Source organism: Rhodothermus bifroesti (assembly GCF_017908595.1).
GTDB lineage: Bacteria > Bacteroidota > Rhodothermia > Rhodothermales > Rhodothermaceae > Rhodothermus > Rhodothermus bifroesti.
On sequence record NZ_JAGKTL010000005.1, the window covers coordinates 298,495 to 304,944 of the forward strand.

Below are 6,450 nucleotides of genomic sequence, written 5' to 3' on the forward strand. Positions count from 1 at the left end.
TGGTGAAAGTCTTAGGCTGGCAATTTTACGGTCGCCACTGAAGCTGAAGCTGGAGGTGGCGTGGGGGTGCGAGCAGGGCAGGGCGTTCGACGTAGTAGTAGTCCAGGGCGTTTTTGACAAGCAGTGTCAGGGTAAGTTTGGGATGTTGCCAGCTTAGGCGCAGGTCCAAGACGCGCACCGGAACGGTCACATCGGCATCGGGCACAAAGCGAGCGAACTCGCTGTCGATGCGTTCAGGTCGGCTGGCCAGGCGCAAATCGGCGCCAGTGTTGAGCTGTGCGGGTAAGGCGATGGTCAGTCCGCCTTTGAACAGGTGGCGGCTGCGGAACGAGAGGGGGAGGGGTTGAGGTCCAGTTAAGTCTTTGGCATCGAGCCAGGTATAGCCGAGTTGGCTTTCGAAGCGGTTGCTCAGCAGGTTCAGTTTTAGGAGGGTTTCGAGGCCTTGGATGCGCGCGTGCGTCAGGTTGACAAACTGAAAAGCCAGTCGTTCGCGTTGAAAGCGGGGTTCGATGAGGTCCTGATACTCAGTGCGAAAGAGCGCCAGCTCAAGCTGCATTTCCGCAAGGCTTCCTGCGTTTTTTCGGTAGCGCAGGCCCAGTTCGTAGCCGGTACTGGTTTCCGGCAGTAAGTCTGGGTTAGAGACGATAGGAAAAAAGTCTTGGTTTTCGATGTAACGTTCAGCCAAGCTAGGGACGCGAAAGCCTAAGCCAAAGGCGGCATGTAGCGTTAGGTTGCGTTGTGCTTGAAAGAGCAGGTTGGTTTTGGGAGAAAGTCGGGTAATCCATCGGTCGGCCCGGACCTGATAGGCATCGAAACGCAGGCCGCCGGTGAGGCGCCAGTGGAGCCCTAAGGCTTGCTCCCATTGACCAAAGACGGCTATTTCGGGTTGGCTCCGGAAGGGTTGGTGATCTGCTTCGGGGAAGAAAGAAGAGCGGGTGGCCAAGGCATCTGCAGTAGCGCCTAGGGTAAGGTACTGGCTTGCGGTAGGTTGCCAGTCGAACTGGAGTTGGCCGCCGTAGCGAAAGCCCAAAGTGCCTTTGGAAAGGGGTTTAGGGCGACCCTGCTCATCGAGTGGACGAAGGGCCAGGGCGTAGAGCCGGCCACCTGCGGTGTAGAAAAGTTGGGGGCTAAGGACGTGGGTTAAGGCGGGCAGGAAAGTCCATTGCAGCGACTGCGTGTCGTTGGTCCCGACGGCATCTTTGCTTCCGGAAGCTGGAATGCGGCCAGGGTTAAGCGGATCGCGCAAGCCGTTCCAGTAGAGAAACGCGTTGCTGCGGCGCCAGGTTAGCCCAGAGAGCACTACCACGCGCACGTCGGCTCGAGGCTGCCAACGCAGTTTCGCATAGCCTTGGAGCATAGTGCGTTCGTTGGCATTGAGATGACCAGTGTCGCGCAGGTAAGTTGCATGAATCCAGCCGCCCAGGCGGTCATTTAGGCGTCGGGCATGGGTAAAGATGGCGGTGCCAAAAGGTCGCCATTGGCGAGCTCCGTCCCAGTGCGCGCGCCATTCGGCGTAGCGTACGGGCTTGTAGGCTCCGCTGGAAAGCCAAACTTCGGTTTCGGCTTGCTCGGGAAAGTCGCGCGTAATCACCTGAACAACGCCGCCCAGCGCACCGCTGCCGTAGAGGGCCGAGCCTGGGCCTTTGAGCACCTCAATACGGTCGATTTGGGCCATGGGCAGCAGTTCAAATGGAATGCCATCGGCGTCGGGTGCCAGCATAGGAAAGCCGTCTACAAGCAGCAGGACGCGACTACCTGCATTGTACGTAAAGCCTGAAGACCCTCGGATGTTTACCTGATTGCCTGCCATTTGCACGCCTGGAACATAGCGCAGCGCTTCGTCGAGCGTGGCAATGCCGCGTTGGGCCAACGCACTTAGCGGTAGCACCGAAAGGCTAACGGGAACCTGTTCCATCGGTTGTGCCCTTCGCGCAGCGGTTACGACCACTTCTGGTGCTTCGACGATGGTGGGCACTAGCGCGAAATCGATGCGCTCCCTAGCGCCCGGGCTCAGATGGACACTAGCTTCGGCTGGTACATAGCCCACAGCTGAAGCACGCACGGTATACGAACCAGCGGGAACGTTTTCGATCACGTAATATCCGTGGGCATCTGTAGCAGCCCCGTAGAGGGTCCCTATAAGCACCACATTCACCCCCATGATCGGATTGCCGTAAACGTCCCGTACCGTACCTTCCAGTGTGGCACGTGTCGGCTGGGCTTGCAGTGGCGCGGCTGCCAGGCTAACAAGCAGCCATGGCCCTAGGTAAGCGCATCTCATGGCGTTCCGGGAAAACTTGCAGGGCGGCGAAAGTCAGCTTCAAATACCAGCAGCCAGCGGTCGCCTGGCCGCAAAATTATAGGTCGATCGTAAACCACCAGAGGCCGCCAGTCCAACAGGCCTGGACCAAATTTCCACGCAATGCCGCTGTAGTAGAACGTGTCGGCTACGACGCCTCTTAAGTCAAGGGTGACGCGAAACGTGTCGTAATCTACAAAGCGCCGTAGCGTGTCGCTAAAGACCAGTTCGTTAAAGCGCAGCAAGAGGTCTAACGCGTTTTGCGGCACAAAGCGCAGGGCCACAAAACGCAGCTCGCGTACCGAGTCGGCTGGTGGCCAAGGACCGGTATAGTATACACTTCCCTCAATGTGCGCCAAAGGTGAAGGAGGAGGTGGTGCTAGTCCACCATCACAACCCGCAAATAAACCGAAAATCAGTAAAACACCACCGAAGTAAAAAAAACGCATTCGTTGTCTGTGAATTTGGGCCTGAAGGACTTTAGGGGTAAGCTTATTCTACAGTAAGGGGTTGGCCTGGGCGGCAAGTGAATGTATATTTTCGACGCCGTCTGCTGCAGCTAGGTTCATGTAGCTGAGCGGAAGGCGGTATTGGTGTAAGCGGTTCCTCAGGAGCGTAAGCCTGTGTTGGATACCCATGAGGCTCTCTGATCTGCACTACGACTATCCTAAAAACCTGATCGCCAAGTATCCTGCCGAGCCCAGGGACAGTGCCCGACTGATGGTGCTTGATCGCAAGACGCAAACCATCGAGCATCGCATTTTTCGTGATATTGTGGACTATTTCAACGAAGGCGATGTTTTGATCGTCAATGATACAAAAGTTTTTCCAGCCCGTCTTTTTGGCTATAAAGAAAAAACCGGGGCTAGGATCGAAGTCTTCTTGCTGCGCGAGCTCAATAGCGAGGGACGGCTTTGGGATGTGCTGGTCGATCCTGCACGGAAGATTCGCGTGGGCAATAAGATTTATTTTGAAGGGGATTTGGTTGCTGAAGTGGTGGACAATACCACTTCGCGGGGGCGAACCATACGCTTTTTGTTTGATGGTAGCAACGAAGACCTGTATCGAAAGATTGAAGAAATCGGGCACACGCCGCTGCCGCCTTACATTAAGCGAGAAGATGAACCAGAAGATCGGGAGCGGTATCAAACGATTTTTGCCCGCCACAAGGGTTCAGTAGCAGCGCCTACGGCTGGACTGCATTTTACACCGGAGTTGGTGGAAAGCTTGCGTCGAAAAGGCGTCGACATTGTGCCGATTACGTTGCATGTAGGGCTAGGGACGTTCCGGCCGGTAGAAGTAGAGGACTTAACCAAACATCGCATGGATTCAGAGTATTACGTCATTTCAGAGGAAGCCGCCGAGCGGATTAACCGTGCACTTTTATCACCCCATCATACCGTAACTGCAGTGGGTACGACGGTCGTGCGGGCCATCGAGTCGAGCATTTCGGCTACCGGCACGCTGAAAGCCGGCTCGGGTTGGACAGATAAATTCATTTACCCTCCCTACGATTTTAAGATCACCGAGCGTCTGATTACGAATTTTCATATGCCGCGGAGCACTTTGCTGGCACTGGTTGTTGCTTTTGCAGGCTATGAGTTTGTGATGAACGCCTACCGCGTTGCCGTTCAGGAAAAATATCGGCTCTTTTCTTTTGGCGATGCGATGATGATTCTTTAAGCCTTATGATGCAGGATTTTAGGGCGGCGGGTGGTCGGGTGGCCGTTTTGGTGCCAGCAGCGGGGCGAGGAACGCGTTTGGGCGGTATGCGCAAGCAATTTCGCCTTTTGGGCAACCGTCCTTTATTGGAGCAGACGCTGTGGGCTTTTGAGCATCATCCGGCTGTTGATGGCCTGGTCGTTGCGGTACCAGCGGAGCGGGTAGTCGGTATTGCCGAAACGCTGCGCCAAAGTGGGCTTAAGAAACTGTGGCACGTTGTGGCTGGGGGAGCTACGCGACAGGACTCGGTGGCGGCAGCTTTGCGTAGCTTACCAGACGACGTGGCGATTGTTTTGGTACACGATGCGGTGCGGCCTTTTATCTTGCCAGAACAGATCACAGCAGTACTGGAGGCCGTCCGCCAGGTAGGGGCTGCAGCACTGGCCATTCCCGAGACCGATACCGTACGCCGGAGTGACGATGGGTACTTGGCAGAAACCGTGCCCCGCCAGCAGCTCTACCGGATGCAGACGCCCCAGGGATTTCGTCGGGATTGGCTCGAGGCGGCCTATGCCGAAGCCTCCGAGCCCCCAGCTACCGACGACGTCGAGTTAGTGCGCCGCCTAGGCTATCCGGTAGCTCGGGTGGCGGGTAGCGTGTTCAACTTTAAGATCACAACGGCGGAAGATTGGGAGCTCGCTACCATGCTCTGGCCCCAGTGGGAGGCGCGCCGCCGGTCATGTTGCACCTTATAGTTATGATACGCCTTGGCTTTGGATACGATGTGCACCGGTTGGTGCCTAATCGTCCCTTGATTCTGGGAGGCGTGCGCATTCCGTTTGCTTTAGGCCTTTTAGGGCATTCGGATGCCGACGTGCTGCTGCATGCCATTGCCGATGCGCTGTTAGGTGCAGCTGCTTTGGGCGACATTGGGCAGCATTTCCCGGACACCGATCCGCGCTGGAAGGATGCCGACAGCCAGGAACTGCTTCGACAGGTGTATGCCCAAGTGGTAGCTGCTGGATACCGAGCAGTGAACGTCGATGCTACAGTAGCCCTCGAGCAGCCGCGGCTTAAGCCGTATATCGAAGCCATGCGGCAAAACATTGCCCGCATTTTGGAATTGCCGCTAGCCGCTGTTTCTGTAAAGGCCACAACTACCGAAGGGTTAGGTATTGTGGGCGAAGGGAAAGGAGCAGCAGCCTATGCAGTGTGCCTGTTGGCGGCTCAGGGGTTAAGTCTCTAAACATGATGGATTGGCTGACTGATCTAACCCAGTGGGCGCTGCATGTGTCGCCATTTTGGGTTTACATTGCGCTACTTTTGATCGCTTATGGCGAAAACGTAGTACCGCCGATCCCTGGAGATCTGTTTGTGGTTTTTTGTGGGTACTTAGCTGGCAGAGGTATACTGGATTTGGGATGGGTAGTGTTTTTGTCTACAGTAGGGGGGGCTGCAGGATTTATGACCATGTATGCTTTGGGCTATCGTATTGGCAAGGCCGTGCTTGATCCGCATCGGCTACGCTGGCTGCCCAAGCATCGCATTGCGCAGGTCCAGCACTGGATGCAACGCTGGGGCTACGGTATCGTGGCGGCCAACCGATTTTTGAGCGGAGCGCGCTCGGTGATTTCGCTGACTGTCGGCATGGCGCATATGCATCCGACCAAAACGGCACTTTGGGCAAGCTTCAGCGCGCTGGTTTGGACAGCGCTGATTGCCTACGTAGGCTATGCCGTCGGAGAAAACTGGCCCGTGGTACAGACGTACTTACGTCTGTATGGGTGGGCGGTTTTAGGCCTTCTGGGCTTACTTGCTTTGATGGTGGGTATTAGGCGTTGGTTGCGGCGACAGCATGCCCATTTACCCCAGTTTCCTAAAGGGCACGATTGACAAAGGTGGAACTCCGTGCCTAGATTGGAAGTCTGATGCTGCCCCTAAGCAAGCTGGCGTAGCTCAAGCGGTAGAGCAGCTCACTTGTAATGAGCAGGTTGGGGGTTCGAGTCCCTCCGCCAGCTCTTCATGTGAAATTTGTTTCGTTCTAGGGCACCAAGCTAGAAAGATAGGCTTATAACAAGGCTTTGGATGCGGGCAGGTACCGAAGCGGCCAAACGGGGCAGACTGTAAATCTGCTGGCTCCACGCCTTCGGAGGTTCGAATCCTCCCCTGCCCACTGGGCCTAGCGGGAGTAGCTCAGGTGGTAGAGCATCAGCCTTCCAAGCTGAGGGTCGCGGGTTCGAGTCCCGTCTCCCGCTCTTTTTTTGTATATTAGTTTGCAAAGCCGCCTTAGCTCAGGGGTAGAGCACTTCCATGGTAAGGAAGGGGTCGTCGGTTCAAATCCGACAGGCGGCTCACGCAGCGATGCCCTTAGGCGTCAGCGCTTTTTCTAAAGCACACAACCTAACGCAAGCTAGCTATGGCGAAGGAGGTATTTCAGCGGACGAAGCCGCACGTGAACATAGGTACGATAGGTCATGTGGATCATGGGA

Annotated in this window: 6 protein-coding genes and 4 tRNA genes; 8 read left to right on the forward strand and 2 right to left on the reverse strand. The window is 55.9% G+C overall.

Annotated features, from left to right (window positions below):
• Window positions 1-25 precede the first annotated feature (25 nt).
• The gene (locus J8E65_RS12155; protein WP_210376425.1) at window positions 26-2,281 is read right to left on the reverse strand and encodes a TonB-dependent receptor; all 2,256 of its coding nucleotides are present in this window, start codon (window positions 2,279-2,281) and stop codon (window positions 26-28) included.
• A complete protein-coding gene (locus tag J8E65_RS12160; RefSeq protein WP_237181994.1) occupies window positions 2,278-2,748 on the reverse strand; it encodes a hypothetical protein in 471 nt (156 codons plus the stop codon). Before J8E65_RS12160 ends, J8E65_RS12155 begins: the two co-directional genes overlap by 4 nt.
• A gap of 187 nt (window positions 2,749-2,935) precedes the next feature.
• Between J8E65_RS12160 and queA the strand changes: the two genes are divergently transcribed.
• The 8 genes from queA to J8E65_RS12200 all read left to right on the forward strand — a co-directional run bounded on the left by queA (window position 2,936) and on the right by J8E65_RS12200 (window position 6,313).
• Window positions 2,936-3,982 carry a tRNA preQ1(34) S-adenosylmethionine ribosyltransferase-isomerase QueA gene (gene queA / locus J8E65_RS12165; RefSeq protein ID WP_210376426.1) on the forward strand — a complete coding sequence of 349 codons (1,047 nt, stop codon included), beginning with the start codon at window positions 2,936-2,938 and terminating at the stop codon, window positions 3,980-3,982.
• A gap of 5 nt (window positions 3,983-3,987) precedes the next feature.
• On the forward strand, window positions 3,988-4,716 hold the full coding sequence (gene ispD / locus J8E65_RS12170) for a 2-C-methyl-D-erythritol 4-phosphate cytidylyltransferase (RefSeq protein WP_210376427.1): 729 nt from the start codon (window positions 3,988-3,990) through the stop codon (window positions 4,714-4,716).
• 2 nt (window positions 4,717-4,718) lie between these two features.
• Window positions 4,719-5,207 (forward strand): 2-C-methyl-D-erythritol 2,4-cyclodiphosphate synthase, encoded by a 489-nt coding sequence (gene ispF, locus J8E65_RS12175; RefSeq protein WP_237181995.1) that lies wholly within the window; start codon window positions 4,719-4,721, stop codon window positions 5,205-5,207.
• Window positions 5,208-5,209: 2 nt separating this feature from the next.
• Entirely contained in the window at window positions 5,210-5,854 is a 645-nt protein-coding gene (locus J8E65_RS12180) for a DedA family protein (RefSeq protein WP_237181996.1), read from the forward strand.
• Between the two features lie 52 nt (window positions 5,855-5,906).
• Window positions 5,907-5,979, forward strand: a tRNA-Thr gene (locus J8E65_RS12185).
• Between the two features lie 71 nt (window positions 5,980-6,050).
• Window positions 6,051-6,134, forward strand: a tRNA-Tyr gene (locus tag J8E65_RS12190).
• Window positions 6,135-6,143: 9 nt separating this feature from the next.
• Window positions 6,144-6,216 (forward strand) — tRNA-Gly (locus J8E65_RS12195).
• Window positions 6,217-6,241: 25 nt separating this feature from the next.
• Window positions 6,242-6,313 (forward strand) — tRNA-Thr (locus tag J8E65_RS12200).
• Window positions 6,314-6,450 lie beyond the last annotated feature (137 nt).